This is a genomic window from Haloferax mediterranei ATCC 33500, from assembly GCF_000306765.2.
Lineage (GTDB): Archaea > Halobacteriota > Halobacteria > Halobacteriales > Haloferacaceae > Haloferax > Haloferax mediterranei.
The window spans coordinates 858,226-874,174 of record NC_017941.2; the positions used below are offsets into that span (position 1 = coordinate 858,226).

A 15,949-nucleotide genomic window follows, 5' to 3' on the forward strand; every position below is an offset into this window, starting at 1 on the left:
GAATCACACGACCCGTACCCTGTATTCAGTCGGTTTCAACGACGATTACCGGCCGATTTATTCCAAGCTAGAGGCAACTGAGTGCATGGCGCAAAGAGCAGATCTAGCTAGAGGTTCCAAAATATACATCTTGTCTCTATTCGTCGCGCTGATTGCAGGGATGCTCGCAGTCGTTGCTGTTGGAGGAACCGCTGAGCCAAGAACTCCCTCGAGAGCGATCGTGGTTCTAGTGTTCTTCACGACACTCATCGGGTCAATGATTGTACTTGGCTCAATTAGAAGTTGAATCATTTCGGAGCACGTTGGAAGACTCGATTTATATTTCGGATGAGGTCAACATAGCTTTGATTTTCTTCCCAGAGCAATCGTAAGCAGGTGCCGCGTGTCTTTCATTGGTGGAGTAGATTAGCTCAGAGCGGGACCTCTTGCAGTCGCTCCCTCGTTCAAATCCCTCCAGTCGCGGGTTCACCCGCGCACGAGTATCGAACACACGAGGCGCTCGACGTGTGAGTTCGCGGGAAAAGTAAGCCGGTGGAGAGAATTGTGAACCACAGTCGCTCACTTCGTTCGCTCCTTGGCTCAAATCCCTCCACGCGAGGCTCTTCAGTCTCACTTCGTTCGACAGAAAAAGCCGGTGGAGGGATTTGAACTGAACCTTTACCAGCCCACTGGGTGTCGATTCTCTCATGCCTTCCGACCCGAAGCAGTCGGTCGCAACCCTCCGGAAGAAACTCCGGAACGGAAACCGCGGCGGGTGCGACCGCGACCGCGAACTTCTGCTTGACTTCTCGGACGAACTCCGCCTGTTGCGCGAAGACTACGGCCACTACCGACACGAGAAGCTTCTCAGACACAACGTCCGTATCAGCGAGAACGCAGACACCTGCCTCCACGAGACGCTCGTCAGAGAGCGGGAGGGCGACACCGAAGACGACGAGACGTTCTACGACGCCAAGGACGCCGCGAAGGTCGTCGTTCGCTGGATTCACGACACTTACGACATCGAAGACGGCTCCCAAGAGACGAACCGCGACTACCGCGTCGCGTTCCGCCTCTTCGCGAAGCACGTCACCCGCGGTGACGACATCCCCGACACTCACTCGTGGGTCTCGACGAAGACCAGCCGGGACTACCAGCCGGAACCCGACGAGGCCGACATGCTCGACCTCGAACGCGATGTCGAGGCGATGATCGACGCGGCGCGGAACCCCCGCGACAAGGCGCTCATCGCGCTGCAGTTTGAGGGCGGCTTCCGCGGCGGCGAACTCTACGACATGCGCGTTGAGGACATCACCGACGGAAAGCACTCGCTGAAGGTTCGCGTCGACGGGAAGCGCGGCGAACACGACGTGCACCTCATCATGGCCGTTCCGTACGTCAAGCGATGGCTCGCCGAGCACCCCGGCGACCGCGAGGACTACCTCTGGACGAAGCTCACCGAGCCGGCTCGATTCAGCTACACGCGCTTCCTCCAGTGTTTCAAGGCCGCGGGCGAGCGCGCTGGCGTTCGGAAGCCCGTCACGCCGACGAACTTCCGGAAGTCGAACGCCTACTGGCTCGCGACGCGCGAGAAGTCCCAAGCGTTCATCGAGGACCGGCAGGGTCGCGCCCGCGGGTCGCCCGTCATCTCTCGGTACGTGGCGAAGTTCTCCGGGGAGACGCAGGAACTCCAGTACGCCGCGATGCACGGGCTCGAAGTCGTCGAAACGGAGACGAAAGATGTCGCGCCCGTCACGTGCCCGCGTTGCGAGAAAGAGACGCCACGCGAGCGGGGCTTTTGCATTCACTGCAATCAGTCGCTCGACCTCGAAGCGAAGGAACTGCTCGACCAGCTCGGGACGGCCATCGACGACAAGGTGGTCGAGGCGGACGACGCCGACACTCGGCGCGACCTGCTTCGCGCCCGGCGGACGCTCGACGAGCGCCCGGCGATGATGGACACCGACGAGCTTCACGAGTTGGCCTCCCGGTTTTCCCTCTCTGACGAGGCCTGAAGCGCGACCTCGAAGATGCGCCCGATATCGTCGTCTTTGAACTCCTCGTAGAGTCGCTCAAATAGCTCGCGTTCCTCTTCGGTCAGGGTGTCCCGAGGCGGCGACTCGGCGCGGCTCATGGGTCGACCCTCCGGTTGGGGCGGTGGGGACAATCGCGGCGTTTCCCGTCCTCGTCGGGGCCGCGGTTGGCCGCCCGGCCGTGGCCGTACTCCGTGCGGTCCGGGCCGACGGTGATCCAGAACCCGCAGACCTTGCAGTAGGCGGTGTGGTTCGGGTTGGTGACGGGAACGAGGTGGTCCGGCAGGTCGATATCTGCGGCTTCGTCGATTTCGGCCTCGAAGCGCCCGCAGTTCCCGCGTGAGGGGATGGTTTCGGAGGGAATCATTCGTCGCCTCCGGCGAGATTGTACTTCCGGACGATGAGCCCGTCGCGGAACTCGCTGGCGTGTTCGGCGGCGGCTTCCAGTGCGGTTGCGAGCGCCCGGGCCTGTTCGGGCGTGAAGGTCGTCGCCGTACTGAGGCTTCGGAACTCCTCGCCGACCTCAAAGACGACCGAGCCCTGCGAGGCTTCGACGTAGAGGTGGTTCACGCGGTCTTCGACCTCCGCGGAGATGCTTCCCCTGACGGTCGTCGATTCGATATCGAGGGTGACGGCGAGTTCGTTCGCGCCGGCATTCGCCTGCGCGTCGGGGACTGGGGAGTTCCAGTCACTCATCTGCAGTCACCTCCTGTTCGAGGTCGCTCGCGCGAACGAATCCGAGTTCACATCCACACGGGACGACGGTGTGGCGGCCGGGTTCGTTGGTGGTGAAGCCCTCGATGGGCGTGGTGCAGACGGGGCAGTTGGACGGTGATTCCTCTCTCGGGTCGCGGGGTTTATCTCGCCCCCGCGAGTGGGTTAGTTCGGTCGTCATTGGCTGTAAGCGACGACCCTCACCGGGCTCCTGCTGGTACAGGGGTCCGGGGTTTCTACCGGACCAGTAAGCACCGGTGAGAGTCGTCTGTATTGATCAACTAGTCCATCCGATATAAACCTTGACTACTATAGTTAGTCTACCAGAACAACTTTAGTTAGCTAATTTAGATACAAGGGTGGATGCTTTTGAACTGCGGTGATTCCATTGGTTGAGTACATGGTCGAACGAATCTCGTGGTTCTCGCCGGCAGATTACGAGATTTTTCTCTTCTTCGAAGCCCATGATATTGGCGCGACCTCGAAAGTCGTTGCTCACAATATCGACTACAACGACGTGTATGTGAACAAGCGAATGCGCGTACTCGAGGATGCCGGCTTCTTCACCAACACGAACGGGATTTACGAACTCACAGACTTTGGTCGGGCCTTCCTCGCAGGTGAGGTTGAGGCGGCCGAAGTCGAAGCTCTTGACGACAGCGAGTAGTTGACTTGCGGCGGTGTCTGTGAGCACGGCATGCTAGGAGTGGCTAGTGAGTGCGAAAAGATTGGGAGGGTGGTGTCCGGAATGTCCGGATGGTGGTTTCCGTCGACACTGTTTTTGAGCCAGTTTGAGAAGTGAATACACTGTTGAGTTGAAATCACTCCAGCGTCCGCAAATAGTTGCTATAGTTCTCATATTACTATAACTTCCAGTAACCGGCTCGGGCGCTTGATAGTCGAACGCCGGGCAAAATGGTTCTAAACCAGATAATATTTCAGTGATTCTTGTAATCAAAATAATACTCGTAGATATGGATTGAGACTACAGCTACCACAAGAAGGTCAGCAACAAATTCATACTGAATTCTTGATTGATGGATGTACAGATATATCCCTAAAATTATTGATAATATGCCATAGTTGAAAATACGCTGTTGTAGATCCCACCATATTCGTCGGACAGCGCCAAAAACCTCTACCTTGAACGATATAACTAACAGTACGAATCCGTATGAAAACATGAGTAGAGCCCCCTGCGGTGGTGTATCTAAGCCGAGAACTAAAGCTATTGCTGCAAACGTGATTGAAGCAAGGTTGAGCGACTTTGATGCGTAGCGCTCCACCTCTTTCTTAACTCGGGCTTCGCCCTCTTCAAATCCTCCTAAGAACTTTGACTTGTCTTTATAAAGTAGTAGGGTTGTTTCAACAGCCATAGAGGTGACAAGTATAATAAAGAAGGTGATTTCAGTGGGTGGGAGGCTACAGTCCATTACTCGTTAAGAGACTTCCCACATTCCTCGCATTCAGAACGAATCGCCGGATTAGGCGTGTTGCAATGTGGACAGGACATGTACGGTGCGTGCAGGCAGAGTGATTCAATCTGACTGCATTCACTACACTCTCCGAGGCCCTTGAATCGGCCGCAGTCTGAGCAAAAGAACCACATTCTACGGGAGAAACCGTGTCTCTCGTAGGAACACACGGAATTCTTTATTCCCATCGACTGTCGGTAATTCAGACTTAACTTGTTCAAAGCGATAAGGACAGACGGTCTCAGACATCACATCATCATCACAAATTTGCTCAGCTAGTTCTTCAACCTCAACAACCCATCTTGGGTATGAGCGCAACACAATGCCAGTGTGATCCTCCTCTTCATCTAAAATACTCAAATAGAATCCGGCTTGACCCTGAACATCGCTATTGTCCCCCACGAAGGCACTCACATATTTTTCACCATTATACTCGATTAGTTCAATCTCATCCTCCTCATCTCTTACTTCTCTCTCTCGCTGTTCTCTCTTCGATTCTACTTCATCATAGATGATTTCAAGACGTTCTGTAAGCTCGCTTTGCCAATCTTCTGCGCTCTCATCAGGGCGACATGCAATTTGATACTCCCCCTCACCATACCACGCCACAAGGCCATAAGCTGCGAGACGGTAGAGGCGACTGTTGAGTGCACTCTCACTAGGGATATTATTTGGATCATCACCTCTTTGAATGGATTTATATCGGAGGTCCTCAACATTGAATTCCTTATTCTGGAATATCTCCCACGCATCCAGATACGTATCTATACAACCATCAATTCCGGGTAACTTCCCTGTATATCTAGTTTGCATAACTCAGTCAGTATCGCATACTGAGAGATGGAATATCTTAAATGTTTTTTCATTATAGTCTCGGGGAGGGTGCAAGATAGTCTAGAAAATGAGTGTGGACGCGATTTAGCGAGAAATCAGCCAATTTGCCATCAAATCGAGTTACACGACCTGTACTGGTTACAGGCGATTCCTCATTGGATTGAAGTCCCAAAATCATGGCCTACAACATTGACTACGACCGGCAATACGTCCACAAGCGACTTCGTTCGCTTGCAGACGTAGGGTTGTTGACAAGTGAGGAAGGCGTCTACGAACTCACAGACTTATCGTTCCTCGAATTTAGGCGACGGCATACATTCTGAAAATCCGACTGCTTACATAGGAGAGTTATTTCAATAGGGGTATCGGAGACGAATCATCCAGTTATCAAAACATAACAGAATTCGATAATATGCTACTCTACAACCCCACATACCGCCGCCCGTTCGTCTCCCCTCTCGCCTCGACCAGATTATAATCAGCCAACTTCCGCAAGTCCCGCCGTAACGACCGCGCCGTCCGATCATCACTAGACGCCTCCACATACAACGGCTGCAGTTCACCCATCTTCAGCGGCCCGTGCTCCCGCACAATCTCCAAGAGCGTCGATTCGTGCGGCTTCAGTTGACTTGTCGTCTTCTGCCGCAACTCACCACGGGCTAACGGAACTGCCTCATCCACAACCACCGAAGTCACCTCCCCATCACCGGCCAGCTTCGCTGCCCGGTACAGCGACCGAATCGCGACTCGAGCGTCACCCGCTGCGTGGTCGGCAATCCGCTCCAGGATCGACTCCGAAACACCGTACTGCATCCCCTCGCGAACCCGAGCATCGAGAATCTCGACCAACTCCGAAACCCGGTATGGCTCGCAGTAAATCCGAACCCCGGAGCGGAACCGCGAGTGAACACGCTCGTCCATCGAGGCGAACAGCTCCTGCTCGCGATTCGTAATTAACACGAGCGTCAGTTCCGGAATCGCGTCCAGACTGTACAGCAGACCCGTGTCATCGATTCGGTCGACTTCGTCGAGGATGACGACGTACGGCTTGTCGACCGACTCTCGAAGTCGTTTCAGGAGGATATCCTGCGCCGTCGACTGTCGGTGCAAATCCCACACTCGCCCGACTTCATCGAGGATGTCGTAGAGGAGCATCCACGGCCGATGGTCGTTCCAGCAGTTGACGTACCTCGTTTTCACGTCGGCCTCTGCTTCGAGTTGGGTGAGTCCGTAGCGCGCGGTCGTCGTCTTCCCGACGCCGGATGGCCCGGTAACGATTGTATTCGAACCAGTGTTCCCCTCGATAATCGGTGAGAGGGCCGTCGAGAGGAGGTTTAGCTCGTGGTTTCGGTGGACAAGATCAGCGGGAACGAACGCGTCGACATCGAATACCTCCTCTCGGGTGATCATTTTGCTGGAGATATCGATGTGAGGGGTACTTAATCGGTTGTGAGAACTGTCCGAATTGTCCGAATCTAAGATGGATAGTCAATACAGCGGTTCTCTAATCAAATTAGTCCAGTGTGATTAGCGGTTCGAGGTTATCACGACGTTCGCGAATACTCTCAATTTCTCCAGCCAGCTCAGACTCAAGGCTCACAACCTCACCAAATACTTTCTGAGTACGTTGTCGAATGAGTGGCCCTAACCCGATTGCACCGACTCCTTCTTTCCTCTCGTCGTAGGCGAGTACAGAAATCGTCCAAGCTTCATATTGGAATCCCCCCTCCTCAATGGCCTCTCCAATCTCTGGGTGAAGTAACTCCGAACGTAGTCGATAAACGAGCTCGTTTACCGACTTGATTTCTGCATAGAGTTCTTGAAGCTGCACAAACAGCTCGTCGTTGACGGCTGCTATGAGTTGCTCGTTGTTGGCACCATCCCACGCGTCAGTCTGGTACTGGTCAATGACATAGTGATCCGCGCCTGTTTTTTCTTTTTCACCATACTGGAGCTCTTCAATCGTCTTCAGCGTCGAACTAGCTATCTGGTCGTTGATCGAGCACTCTTTTTGAATTGCCCGCAATTGCATCTCTACGTTTGAGAGTTCCCGACGTTTACTCTCGCGACGGTCAAGCCGAAAGGCAGTCCAGACTCCAAGAAGGGTCGCTGATGCTGTGGTGACAAAACCAGTAATTTGACCCCATGGGAGCTGCGTCAAATCCATCAACTGTGACATCCAAACCGACGAACTACACCTTTGTGCTTCACGTACTCTGATATGCAGAATGGAGTCGGTAGTGAGTTTAATTAAATACTGTCTCGGGTTGCCCCATCACCGTTCACCCGATATATCTTCGCCACACACTGCTCCTCTAACACCTCCGGAACTTCCACGTCCCCGCCAAACACAGCGTACTCTTCACCGGCCACAATCTGCGGCGGCGAAATCACGATTCCGTTCCCCGACCGGTACGCGGACCGCTTGTCGGCTTGCAGGAGCGCTTGAAGCAGTTCGATTCGTTCGGCCTCTGACTCGGCTACTGCCATGGATATCACTGCTGTACCAATCTAGATAATAATCTTGGTGAGATGACCCGTCTTGACCACGCGAGACGGCCACCAACGACCCCCGACAAGTCCGGATTTTCAGAGTCTTATCGCGTCTTCTGGCGTTTCATGAACTGTCGGCGTTGCCGAACGAGGGTCGCCGATACACCATGACTGACGAAAATGAACGAACTCCAACCGGAGTTCACGGAGAAATCGCCGAGTACCGACGCTCGGAGGCCGAAGAGTGGGAATCGCTCTTCGCATCCGACGAAGCACACATCGACGACGTGGAGGACTCGTTCGATGGGTGACGTGGCAGTCACTGCGAACGGCCACACCCACGCGATGGAAGTCGACTCCCTCGATGGCGACATCGATGTCGACGTCGACGCAGACGTGAACCCGCACGTTCGTCTCCCGGCCGACGTGCACGTGTTCTACGTCGACGACAACCTCGAAACGGACGGCGGCGCAGCCGCAACCACTCGAACCCGAGTCGAAGGCTACGGACTGTCTGGCCCGGTTCGCGACTACGCCATGGCCGGGTCGCTACTCCTCGCGGCGATCACGGGTTGGCTCTGGGGATCGGCGAGTGGCAGCGTACAGGTCACCGCGTTCCTGACCGCACTCATCGCCGGCGGGCTCGGACTCGTCACCTACCGATCTGCGACAGCGGAGGTTCGCAATGTCGCGGAGTAGTCGGCTGTTCGCGACCCTCGCGGTCGTGATGGCCGTGTTGATGATGACGACGCCGGCCGCGGCGGCCAACGCCTCGTCGAAAATCAACTTCGACGCGGACGCGACGCCGAACCCGCAGTATGGCGTCGAACTGACGAAAGAGTCCCACAATCTGACATGGGACTCGCCGCTTCGGTACGAGAACGACGACGGCAAACTCGTTCTCGCGGACGCAGAAGTAAACGGGTCAATCGACAACCCGTACGAGTTCTATCCGACACACGTCGCGGCGGACGACTTCGGCGCATTTCCGCACAACAAGGACAACGTGTCCGCGCTCACGGTGAGCGAGTGGACGGTCGACGCGACGAACACGAACGCCACGACGACGCTGGTCGATGCATCGCCAGCGACGGGCGTCGACGGCATTCAGTTCGCGACATCGTCACAGACATCGGGTGAAACGACCGTCTTCGAGTTCTCGAACTTCTCTATCGAGAACGACATCGAGAAGAAGCATCTCGCGACGGCAGTCGACGTTGCCGCACTCGACGCTGGCGCGGTCGTCGAAGTCCGTGCCGTCGACGACAACGGCGACTACTACGCAGCAGATATCAACTCCTCGCGAACGTCGGGCTCGGACCTCATCGCGAACTCGACGGGGACCGGCTTCGTCTTCCAGGAACAGATGGGTCAGATGGACCTCGTCACCGCCGGTGACGGGTCGGTCGGTACCCTCGAGAAGGTCCAAATCGTCGTGAAGGACGGCGATGCGGACATCACGATGTCGATGCTGAACCTCGAGAAGCTCTCGAAGTACAAGCTCGGCACGCGCCTCGAAAACACCGACTCCGACGACGAACTCGAGACGGTCGACATCTACGAGAAGAATACGTCCGGAAAACTGGCGCTCAGAAAACTCACGTCGATGGGTTCGTGGGCGAACTCGGCCGAAATCAAGGGTCTGACGTTCGACGCGAACTTCACGGCCGAGAAGCTGAGCGCGGATGCCGTTAAAGTTGAATTCAAAGAGACGGGGAACAAGTACCCCAGTTACTTCGGCACCGTCACGGTTCAGTACCGGATGCAACTGCCGGACGTGTACGACCTCGATTACGCATTCCCAACACTCGATGACTCGCAGTCGGTCACTCGCGACCGAGTGCTGTCAGTGGAAGTCGCCGAGGGCGTCTCGAACTCGACTGCGTTCGAGGACATCGAGTCGTGGACGGACAAGACGGCAGCGTACACGGGACTGAACAAGTCTATCACGCTCGACGACACTGTCCAGCCGGGGCAGTACACGGTCATCAAGTTCGAGTACAAGGTCACTGAGGACCAGTACACGGCAATGCAGCCGACTCTCGGCGGGCCCGGATTCTCGTCGGATGACGGCGGTATCATAGGGTTCTTCTCTGGCTTCGTGAACTACATCGCGGCTGGTGTTGCAACAATCGCGGTGTCGATTGGCCTCATTTCGCGGAAATCGGGGGCATAGAGCGATGTCGTCGAGTAGTGGGCCGCGACTGTCCGGGGCACGGAGTTACATCGGTTTCGCGGACCGATTCGACAACTTCGGACAGGCGTTCATCGCCACGGTGAGCGGAATCTTCATCTTCGCCGGGTCAGCGGTCATCGCGCTTGGCGAGGCGGTCGTGAACCTGCCGGTGATGCTCCTCGATGCTTTCGGCATCGGTGGGCAGGCGTGGATCTTCGCGATGACTCGGGACCCTGCCGGGTTCGTCTCGGCGTCGTTTCAATCGGCAGCGGCCTCGATGCAATCGGGTCCGTTCGCGGAACTGGGACCGTTTCTGCCGTGGCTGGCGGCGGTCGTCGCCATCGGCGTGGTGTTCATCATCACGTGGTACCTCGACAGGCGAGACTCGGACGTTCCGGCCCTCGGCCTCGACCTTCCGGTCATCGGGAACGACGAAGACGGCGACTTCACCGACGAGCAATGACGAAGGTGGTCCGGAGTATCGGCGACGGAGACAGTCGTCCGGCACCGTGCCGACACTTGGGGGTGACTCATGGCGCGGTCTGAGGCGAAGCAGTACGTCGCAGATGACGGGTCTATCAAGGTCGGGAAGCTCATCGGGACGCTTCTCGCAGCGGGCGTGACGCTGTGGGGTTCTGTCCAGATCGAGCTGATGTCGACACTGGTCAATTGGCAGGTCTCACTCATCGACTTCGTGGGCCGGTTCCTGTCGATGTACATCTCAAACGCACTCGGTGAGAGTGCGGGCCTCGTCACAGACAGTTGGCGCGCGGCAGCGGTGCAGGCGGTACAGTTCGGACCGTTCGCACCGGTACTGATGGCTCTCGAAGGCATCGTCGTGCTCCTCATCGTGCACGTCATCTGGTCGCGGAGGGACGCGATATGGTGAGCGAGACGACGGACTCACCAGACGACGGCGGTGTTAGCGTCTTGGGAGTCCTGACATCGTTCTCAGACAACCCGGACGACCTTCGGTCGTTCCTGAGGGCTCCGGCGGCGTTCATCGTGATGACCATCGCGACGTGGGTGGTGACGAACGTGTTTCTCCGACCGGCGGAGTTCGTGTTCGGAACCGTCGACTGGACGGTCGCGATGGCGACGGGCGTCATCGAGGACGCGTTCGGTACGGCCGGGGCGAGTGCGTGGAAGGGTCTGACGTCTATCCTCGAACTCCCGGCGATGTTCCGTAGCGTACTCGCCGGTCCGCTGATGGATGCTGGCCTCGCTGCACCAATTGCTGGCGCGTTCGCGTCCGCGTTACTGGCGACGGTGGCAACGCTGGTCGCCTACCTGATTGTCCGTGTCATCGCAGACTTCATTCCGGGTCTCGGGGGGCTGCTACCATGACGGACAACGAATCCGGGCCGCTCGACCGACTGGTGGCGGTCATCGCCAGTGTAGGTGCTGGCGCGATGCTCTACCTGCAGTCGTTTCTGACGCTCGACCCGGCGTTTCTCTTGTCGGGTGACTGGTACGGAATCGCGTCGCTGTTCACGCGATTCATCGGACCCGAAATTCTTCCGTCGCTGCCGTGGAACACGCTGTTCTTTATTGCGGCAGTGGGGATGCTGGTGGTTTCGCTGTACAAATTCAGGAGTTCACAAAATGAAACGAAGTAACACACAGACGGTGAAGCGTGCGGAGAGTAGCCCAAGCTCACACGAGGTGGTTCGATGAGTGTCGTCGAGGCACTGGCGTCGAACTGGATGGTGGTCCTCGTTGGTATCGCGGCACTGGTACTGGTCATCTTCGCGTGGCTGGAGTACGAGGAAGACAAGACGGCCTCAGAGGTTGGTGCTGGCGTCGGGGACCGTTCGAAACGTGCCATCGGCGGTGGCGTCGGATTCCTGTCGGCGCTCACTGTGGGCGTGATGGGCGGCCTCTACGAGGCGGGGATGTCGCTGGGCGAGCTAGGTGCGGAACTCGGAGACATCTTCGTGAACGCGCCGGAACTCATCTCCGGCATCGTCGTCGCCGGAGTCGGAACGATTGGACTCTCGGGTGCGATCCAAATATCGACGATTCAGTTCGTTGGTATCGCCATTGTCGCGTTGGGCATCGGCGGCATCGTGGGCCTTCGACGGGGGACGTTCTGAGGTGACCACGTGATGAACCGACGAATCGCTTCTATCGCGTTGCTCGTGCTGGTCACAGTGTCGACGCTGGCGACTGCGGGCGCATTCGCACAGTCGGCGGAGACGAACCCCCCGACGCTGACAATGGACCAATTGATGCAGGGGGGTGAGAAGCCAGCGAATGCCCCGGACTCGGTCCGTGCATCCGGCAGCTTCGGCCAGTATGCTGTGAAGTCGCTGCCGACTGGGTTGCTGGTGATTGAGGGCGAAGACTCGCCGATGTGGTCGTTCTTGGAGCCGGGCGAAACAGTTCGGCGGAACTACGTACGGCTCGAATCGCGTCGAGCATTCGGCGTCGAGCCGAAGAACGTGACCGTCCGAATTGCGTACTGGAAGGTCGGGACGGTCACGAAGGAACTCGAAGACGGGACTGTCGTCGAGGAGTCGGTAGCGAAGAACGTCACGACGCACACGCAGACAGTGACGGTCTCTGCGGGGTACTCGAAGCCGGTTCGAATCGACCTACACCCGCACTACGACGAACAGGTTCGGACGACGATGTGTGTCGAGGAGCCGGGTGAGCCGAACTGTCTGGCGAACCCCGGAGCGAAGCGATGGACGTTCTACCACGCCTCGACGAAGGCAGCGAAGCCTATCGAGACGAATTCCGAAGGCTCGCGTCTGGCGTGGGCGATTGGCCTCATCACCCTCCCGTTTGCAGGGTTTACCGCGGTGACGCTGTTCGCCGGTCGGCGTCTCGTCGAGAAAGCACGTGGAAGCCCCAGTATCTCGCTGTTAGCGTGGGTACTGGTGCTCATCGGCACCGGGACGGCGATGGTTCTGTTCTGGAATCAGATTTCGTCGTCGCTGATTCGCGCGCCGTGGATGCTGGGAGTCATCGGCGGCATCTTCCTTGGAATCCTCGCGACGGAGTGGTTCGGCGACAACAGCTACCTCGCGCTGTTCGTCCGGTTGCGGGCGAAAGACGGGATGGATTCGATGGTTCGACAAGCATCGCCGACCGATGGCGGAGATCGTCCGGACCCGCTTGCGGACGACCTCGCAACCGATGGCGGCGAGTCGAGTCGGCAGTCGGTCGATATGGACGCCGTGCCGGGCCGTCTCATCGCGGATGTCTACCCTCAGCGGATGGTTCGCGGGATGGACGGGACGCGGTCAGCGGTGAAGCGTGGGCTGGCGAAGTTCTACGCAAGAGCACGCGGTGCCCGGGCGGATATGATGACGAACGGGCGGCCGCAGACCTCGATTGAGGTGACCGGCGGTCCGTACGAGGAACTGTTCTTCCTCGACCCGGAGTCACCAAACCCGGTCGAGTACGAGGCGGAGCGTCACGAGATTCGGTTCCCCGACCTCATCATTCGCGATGAGGACGGGAACGCCAACGTGAACGCGAAGGCTATCATCGGCGGGTTGGCGGCGCTCGGTGCGTCGTGGCTACTCGGGGATGTGCTCCTCGATTCGGCGTCGATTGGGCTTCTCATCGGTGGATTCGTGCTGTTCGTGACGAAAGTAATGCGACCAGTCGAGGGCCGGTTCGGTGTCGACCTCGCACCGGTCCACTACGGCAACGCACTGGCGACGCTGCTCCGGCACGCAGACCAGATTGGGAACGTGAAGTCGTGGGAAACGCTGTTCGACCGGTTCCACGCCGAGAAAGCCGAGAACAAAGCGGAGAACAAAGCCCTCTCAGACCGCGCAGAAGCGTCGCAGATGGATACCGTGGCGAAGCGGTACCTCGGCGACGACGGTCAGAGAGCGAGTACAGACGGAGGGAGTGACGATGAGTAGCGTCTACCGGTCGAGTAACGCAGCTGGTGATGTTCCTCGCCGGGCGCTTGCGAAACTGTCTGCGGACCAGCGAGACACGTTCCAGCAACTCCTCGATGGATTCGAGACGCGGTCAGAGGTCCTTCGGTGGATGTCTGAGGTGACGATTCACACGCTGGGGGCGCTCGAGGACGACTGGTTCGCCGAAGTCGTCTCGTCACCGGGGACGATGTCGGCACTCCTCAGTGAACCGTGGGGAACTCTTCGAGATGCCCCCGAATCGTTCTCGGCGTCGACTGCCAGCGAGATTCGCCGGTCGATAGCTGTCATGGATCTCTTACCGGCAATCAAGAGGTCTCATCGCGAGTTCCGCTGGTCAGCGAAAGATTATCTCAATGATGACGACGATGGGCCGCTTCCGAACGCCCGGACGCAGGCACATCCAGCGATGCGTCCCGAACTCGGGACCCTACAGTCGCGGATGTCGACGCTCCTCGATGAACTCCTTCGAGGGTTCCGAGACGAAGATGCATTCGTCGAGTGGGGACAGGAGGTCGTTCAGGCGAGCTACGCGGAAGTCGACTCAGATGTCATCGAGGCGGCGTACTTCGAACTCCCGGTTCGTCGAATGATGTTGACCGACAGTGAGCGCGCACGGTTCTTCCGTGAGTCGTGGGCAGCTGAGTTTTTCCTGTCCGGCTTCAACGCGAGCGCCCGCCAGGTGTCCGGCCGCGCGACAGAGGTGCCACAGATTGCGAAGGAAGAGACGTTTGTTCCAAGTGGTTAGTTATGTCATGTAATAATGGAACCCCGCCACAGGGGCACGATTGGGGCGAGAGAACGCAACAAGCGGTCTCTCACACCGCACCAAAGCATTGGAAGACAGACGCGTACGAGATGCGCCAGAAGTTCGGTATTCCCCCGTTCGACCCGGACGACTACGTCCTTGAGCCGGGACAGGTGAAGTCGGGAGTCTATCCCGACCTTATCGTCCACGAACGGGACCCGACAGTAACCACAACCCCACGCGGTACGGACGCGTTCATCAAGGGCGACCGCGGATCGGGGAAGTCGACGAAAGCAGCGTCGCTCGCGATTCGGTTGATGGAAGACTTCCCGTTCGTCGAGGAGATGACCGCGAACAAGGTCATCTGGCGCGGGTCACCGGCGCGGTCTGAGTGGCTCAGACTCAAAGATTGGGCGACCGTTTGGCTCCCCGCAAACGCCACAATCGAGGCGACGTGGGAAGACGAAGATGAGAGTCGATACGAGGCGGACATCGAGGATGTTGCTCGCGATGTCCGGTACTACGATGACGTGCTCGACCTCATCGACCAACTGGCCGACCAGAAACCTGGCACGTTCAACGTCGTCTATCCGGACCCGAGTTTCAGCGGCTGTCGCGAGCTGACCGAAGAGACGCAGCGGGTCGGTGAGCCGCTGCCGTTCGTCCCGGCGTGGGAAGCAGACCCATCTGAGGGTCGGCACGCAACGCCACTCACCGATTGGTGGTTTGCGTTTATTCTCGCCCGCACGGAACACGGTACGCACGTTGGCTGGACCGCACTCATCTTCGACGAGGTCGGCGACTTCGTGCCCCAGTCGGCACGGAACTCTTCCGGCCGACGACTGTGGGACAAAATCGACCTCTTGCGGTCGTTGTGGGCAGAGTCTCGACGTGCTCGCTTCTCCCAGTTCTACTTCGGTCACTACGAGGAGAACGTTCACGAGAAGATTCGCCGCGAGTTCAAGTGGCGGATTCAGATGCCGGACGAATCTCCGAACCCGATTAAGAAAGTTCGAGGGACGTGGCCGGTCGGGTTCGACAACATTCCGATGACGACTGACCTCACGTCGGGTCTCAAGATCGGGACTGGTCTCTGCTACAACAAGGCGAAATTCTCGTACTTCGGTTGGAAGGACATCCCCGAAGCACTGGAAGACCGTTTCCGGTGGCTCCGTATCCGCCTCGGGACGCCCGACGATCTCCCGTCGACGAAGATCGTGACCGAGCAAAAGTCGGACCCAGAATTCGATGATTCAGTGTTTGCCGAATGGCAGAACCAGATAGACCACCGTCTCTACGTCCGTGACCCGGGTTCGGGATGGATATCAGCCAAGACCGGAGCGGTCGGCGACGACTTGGTCTCCCCAATCGACGACCTGGAGTTCGAGGAACCGGCCCTCGAGGACGGCGAGGTCGTGGTTCGGATGGTGGGTTCGAGTGGTGATTCCGTCGTCGTTGCTCGCATTCCTTCGACTTCGCATCCCTTTAAGTCAGCCTCGGATGCGGGAGGTGAGGCGGCATGAGCCAGATTTTCCGCAAACTGTCGGATTGGCTGACATCCCTCCCGCGCGCGTATTATAATCATGATTGTGAAA

23 protein-coding genes are annotated in these 15,949 nt (G+C 57.8%); 14 read left to right on the top strand and 9 right to left on the bottom strand.

Features of this window, described 5'->3' with window-relative positions:
• Positions 1-686 precede the first annotated feature (686 nt).
• On the top strand, positions 687-1,994 hold the full coding sequence (locus HFX_RS04360; protein ID WP_004057305.1) for a tyrosine-type recombinase/integrase: 1,308 nt from the start codon (positions 687-689) through the stop codon (positions 1,992-1,994).
• Here HFX_RS04360 and HFX_RS04365 read toward each other — a convergent pair.
• Genes HFX_RS04365 through HFX_RS04380 form a run of 4 tightly spaced genes read right to left on the bottom strand, consistent with a single transcriptional unit; the run spans position 1,952 to position 2,907 of the window.
• Positions 1,952-2,113, bottom strand: a complete 162-nt coding sequence (locus HFX_RS04365) for a hypothetical protein (RefSeq protein ID WP_004057303.1) — start codon at positions 2,111-2,113, stop codon at positions 1,952-1,954. The two genes, HFX_RS04360 and HFX_RS04365, sit on opposite strands and share 43 nt — an antisense overlap.
• Entirely contained in the window at positions 2,110-2,379 is a 270-nt protein-coding gene (locus HFX_RS04370) for a hypothetical protein (protein ID WP_004057301.1), read from the bottom strand. Before HFX_RS04370 ends, HFX_RS04365 begins: the two co-directional genes overlap by 4 nt.
• Entirely contained in the window at positions 2,376-2,708 is a 333-nt protein-coding gene (locus HFX_RS04375; RefSeq protein ID WP_004057299.1) for a hypothetical protein, read from the bottom strand. Before HFX_RS04375 ends, HFX_RS04370 begins: the two co-directional genes overlap by 4 nt.
• Complete coding sequence (locus HFX_RS04380; protein WP_014732204.1) at positions 2,701-2,907, bottom strand: hypothetical protein; 207 nt, start codon at positions 2,905-2,907, stop codon at positions 2,701-2,703. Before HFX_RS04380 ends, HFX_RS04375 begins: the two co-directional genes overlap by 8 nt.
• Before the next feature lie 219 nt (positions 2,908-3,126).
• Here HFX_RS04380 and HFX_RS04385 point away from each other — a divergent pair, with 219 nt between their 5' ends.
• A complete protein-coding gene (locus tag HFX_RS04385; RefSeq protein WP_004057296.1) occupies positions 3,127-3,393 on the top strand; it encodes a hypothetical protein in 267 nt (88 codons plus the stop codon).
• A 271-nt stretch (positions 3,394-3,664) separates the two neighbouring features.
• On the opposite strand, the gene HFX_RS04390 is transcribed toward HFX_RS04385, so the two are convergent.
• Together HFX_RS04390 and HFX_RS04395 are read right to left on the bottom strand one after the other, a co-directional pair.
• Positions 3,665-4,102 (bottom strand): hypothetical protein, encoded by a 438-nt coding sequence (locus tag HFX_RS04390; RefSeq protein WP_137685662.1) that lies wholly within the window; start codon positions 4,100-4,102, stop codon positions 3,665-3,667.
• Positions 4,103-4,336: 234 nt separating this feature from the next.
• Positions 4,337-5,014 carry a hypothetical protein gene (locus HFX_RS04395; RefSeq protein WP_004057292.1) on the bottom strand — a complete coding sequence of 226 codons (678 nt, stop codon included), beginning with the start codon at positions 5,012-5,014 and terminating at the stop codon, positions 4,337-4,339.
• 197 nt (positions 5,015-5,211) lie between these two features.
• Here HFX_RS04395 and HFX_RS19605 point away from each other — a divergent pair, with 197 nt between their 5' ends.
• Positions 5,212-5,358: a hypothetical protein gene (locus HFX_RS19605; protein WP_014732205.1), complete on the top strand. Its 147-nt coding sequence runs from the start codon at positions 5,212-5,214 to the stop codon at positions 5,356-5,358.
• Positions 5,359-5,455: 97 nt separating this feature from the next.
• Here HFX_RS19605 and HFX_RS04400 read toward each other — a convergent pair whose 3' ends face one another.
• From HFX_RS04400 to HFX_RS04410, 3 genes are all read right to left on the bottom strand, one after another.
• Entirely contained in the window at positions 5,456-6,445 is a 990-nt protein-coding gene (locus HFX_RS04400) for a Cdc6/Cdc18 family protein (protein ID WP_004057291.1), read from the bottom strand.
• Positions 6,446-6,548: 103 nt separating this feature from the next.
• Positions 6,549-7,202 carry a hypothetical protein gene (locus HFX_RS04405; protein WP_137685663.1) on the bottom strand — a complete coding sequence of 218 codons (654 nt, stop codon included), beginning with the start codon at positions 7,200-7,202 and terminating at the stop codon, positions 6,549-6,551.
• 83 nt (positions 7,203-7,285) lie between these two features.
• Positions 7,286-7,525 carry a hypothetical protein gene (locus tag HFX_RS04410; RefSeq protein ID WP_004057286.1) on the bottom strand — a complete coding sequence of 80 codons (240 nt, stop codon included), beginning with the start codon at positions 7,523-7,525 and terminating at the stop codon, positions 7,286-7,288.
• Between the two features lie 170 nt (positions 7,526-7,695).
• Here HFX_RS04410 and HFX_RS19610 point away from each other — a divergent pair, with 170 nt between their 5' ends.
• From HFX_RS19610 to HFX_RS04460, 11 genes are all read left to right on the top strand, one after another.
• Positions 7,696-7,839 (top strand): hypothetical protein, encoded by a 144-nt coding sequence (locus tag HFX_RS19610; protein ID WP_155844685.1) that lies wholly within the window; start codon positions 7,696-7,698, stop codon positions 7,837-7,839.
• Positions 7,832-8,227 (top strand): hypothetical protein, encoded by a 396-nt coding sequence (locus HFX_RS04415; protein WP_004057284.1) that lies wholly within the window; start codon positions 7,832-7,834, stop codon positions 8,225-8,227. The genes HFX_RS19610 and HFX_RS04415 overlap by 8 nt, the downstream gene beginning before the upstream one ends.
• Entirely contained in the window at positions 8,214-9,704 is a 1,491-nt protein-coding gene (locus HFX_RS04420) for a hypothetical protein (RefSeq protein ID WP_004057283.1), read from the top strand. Before HFX_RS04415 ends, HFX_RS04420 begins: the two co-directional genes overlap by 14 nt.
• A gap of 4 nt (positions 9,705-9,708) precedes the next feature.
• The gene (locus HFX_RS04425) at positions 9,709-10,167 is read left to right on the top strand and encodes a hypothetical protein (protein ID WP_004057282.1); all 459 of its coding nucleotides are present in this window, start codon (positions 9,709-9,711) and stop codon (positions 10,165-10,167) included.
• Between the two features lie 69 nt (positions 10,168-10,236).
• A complete protein-coding gene (locus HFX_RS04430; RefSeq protein ID WP_004057281.1) occupies positions 10,237-10,593 on the top strand; it encodes a hypothetical protein in 357 nt (118 codons plus the stop codon).
• Entirely contained in the window at positions 10,587-11,051 is a 465-nt protein-coding gene (locus tag HFX_RS04435) for a hypothetical protein (RefSeq protein ID WP_004057280.1), read from the top strand. The genes HFX_RS04430 and HFX_RS04435 overlap by 7 nt, the downstream gene beginning before the upstream one ends.
• A complete protein-coding gene (locus tag HFX_RS04440) occupies positions 11,048-11,323 on the top strand; it encodes a hypothetical protein (RefSeq protein ID WP_004057279.1) in 276 nt (91 codons plus the stop codon). Before HFX_RS04435 ends, HFX_RS04440 begins: the two co-directional genes overlap by 4 nt.
• A 54-nt stretch (positions 11,324-11,377) precedes the next feature.
• Positions 11,378-11,800, top strand: a complete 423-nt coding sequence (locus HFX_RS04445) for a hypothetical protein (RefSeq protein ID WP_004057278.1) — start codon at positions 11,378-11,380, stop codon at positions 11,798-11,800.
• Positions 11,801-11,812: 12 nt separating this feature from the next.
• Positions 11,813-13,588: a hypothetical protein gene (locus HFX_RS04450; RefSeq protein WP_004057277.1), complete on the top strand. Its 1,776-nt coding sequence runs from the start codon at positions 11,813-11,815 to the stop codon at positions 13,586-13,588.
• On the top strand, positions 13,581-14,354 hold the full coding sequence (locus HFX_RS04455; RefSeq protein WP_004057276.1) for a hypothetical protein: 774 nt from the start codon (positions 13,581-13,583) through the stop codon (positions 14,352-14,354). Before HFX_RS04450 ends, HFX_RS04455 begins: the two co-directional genes overlap by 8 nt.
• Before the next feature lie 110 nt (positions 14,355-14,464).
• Positions 14,465-15,877, top strand: coding sequence for a hypothetical protein (locus HFX_RS04460; RefSeq protein ID WP_004057275.1), 1,413 nt, complete (start codon positions 14,465-14,467; stop codon positions 15,875-15,877).
• Positions 15,878-15,949: the final 72 nt, after the last annotated feature.